The organism is Neobacillus drentensis (assembly GCF_036966985.1).
GTDB lineage: Bacteria > Bacillota > Bacilli > Bacillales > Cytobacillaceae > Neobacillus > Neobacillus drentensis_E.
The window spans coordinates 1-1,732 of record NZ_JBALSN010000548.1; the positions used below are offsets into that span (position 1 = coordinate 1).

Genomic DNA, 1,732 nt, shown 5'->3' on the forward strand with positions numbered 1-1,732 from the left:
CCCATAATAGTAGCAGCTAGTGTACCACCAATTAATCCTATTAGAATAGAGATTGAGCGAATGAACCCTTTTGTAAATCGATAGAGTAAAATGATAAAAAGCAACGTTCCGAAAGCTAAGCTGATATTTGAAAGGCTGCCAAAATCAGGGCTGCCTTGACCGCCGGCGATGTTATTCATAGCGACTGGAATCAATGTAATCCCAATAATGGTTACTACTGAGCCCGTAACAACAGGTGGAAAGAACTTAATTAACTTTCCGAAGAATTGGGAAATTGCAATGACTATGAGTCCAGAAATGAGAATCGAACCGTAGATAGCAGAAATCCCAAACTGTCCGCCAATGGCAATCATTGGTCCCACTGCTGTAAAGGTACAACCAAGGACAATCGGTAAGCCAATTCCAAAAAAGCGATTCTGCCAAACTTGTAAAATGGTTGCAATCCCGCACATTAAGATATCAATCGATACTAAGTAGGTTAATTGTTCTCCTGAAAATTTAAGTGCTCCTCCAACAATAAGTGGAACGATGACCGCTCCCGCATACATGGCTAATACATGTTGAATACCAAGTGAGGTAATTTTTAAAGGATGTTGTTTCATTAGATTAATTCCTCCACATTTTCATTGATAAATGTCACTTCTCCGTTTGAAAGTGAGGCAACCCTCGCTAAGGATTCAACTCTTAAACCTAAGTCTTTTAATTTTTGGGCACCATGCTGAAATGATTTTTCGATGACAATGCCAATTCCAGCAACACTGGCACCGCTTTGTTGAACGATCTTTACTAAACCAAGTGCAGCTTCTCCATTAGCTAAGAAATCATCAATGATGAGGACTCGATCACTTTCATTCAAGTATTTGTTGGAAACAGAAATTTCGTTTGTTTCATTTTTTGTAAATGAATGGACTGACGCTGTTAGTAAATCATCGACTAGCGTCAACGATTTTCTTTTCCGTGCGAATATGACTGGAACGTTTAAATATAAACCGGCCATAACGGCAGGGGCTATGCCTGAAGATTCAATTGTTACAATCTTGGTAATACCATCATCTGCAAATATTCTAGCAAACTCTTTTCCAATTTCTAGCATTAATTGCGGGTCGATTTGATGGTTTAAAAACGAATCGACTTTTAACACATGATCCGATAAAACCTTTCCATCCGCACTAATTTTCTCTTCTAGTAATCTCATGATTGATAACTCCTTATAAAAAAATAAAAGCCCAAAAGTCACAGCTTCACCATAAAATAATTGAGTGAAGTAATGACCTTTGGGCTTTATGTTTATGTCCAAAAGGAATGGAAGTAATCCACATCTTAAAAAGAAGAGATCTTCCCACTACTCACTCATAGTCAGATTGTTATCGGCAATCTGGTAGAAACTTGCGGGCCATATCCCCGCGATTATATGAGTGAAACGCATATGAATTTATTCACATTATAAAGCACATAAAAAGAGGAAATCAATCATTTTTTTACAAAAAACGAACATTAAGGTTTTTAAAATTAAAATCGTTCGTGCTCGGAAAGCGTTTTAATAGGTTTAAATAAAAGATCTACACAAATATTGAATAACCATTCATTTTCAGTTACTATAAAAGAGAAAATTCATTCTGAAAATTCTAATATAAAGGATAGGTGAGCACTATGAAGAAATCTATTCCAGATTCCTGGTGGAATCAAATGAAATTACCGGCCATTTCAGCCCCGATGTTTTTGGTGTCAGGCA

General features: G+C 36.8%; 2 protein-coding genes and 1 riboswitch. Both genes read right to left on the reverse strand.

The annotated features are described in order from the left end of the window. A partial coding sequence (locus V7659_RS27705; protein WP_335543287.1) for a solute carrier family 23 protein occupies nucleotides 1-602 on the reverse strand: 602 nt, incomplete at its 3' end. Beyond that, nucleotides 602-1,195, reverse strand: a complete 594-nt coding sequence (locus V7659_RS27710) for a xanthine phosphoribosyltransferase (protein ID WP_335543288.1) — start codon at nucleotides 1,193-1,195, stop codon at nucleotides 602-604. The genes V7659_RS27705 and V7659_RS27710, both read right to left, overlap by 1 nt. Before the next feature lie 138 nt (nucleotides 1,196-1,333). After that, nucleotides 1,334-1,435: riboswitch (purine riboswitch) on the reverse strand. Between the last annotated feature and the right edge of the window lie 297 nt (nucleotides 1,436-1,732).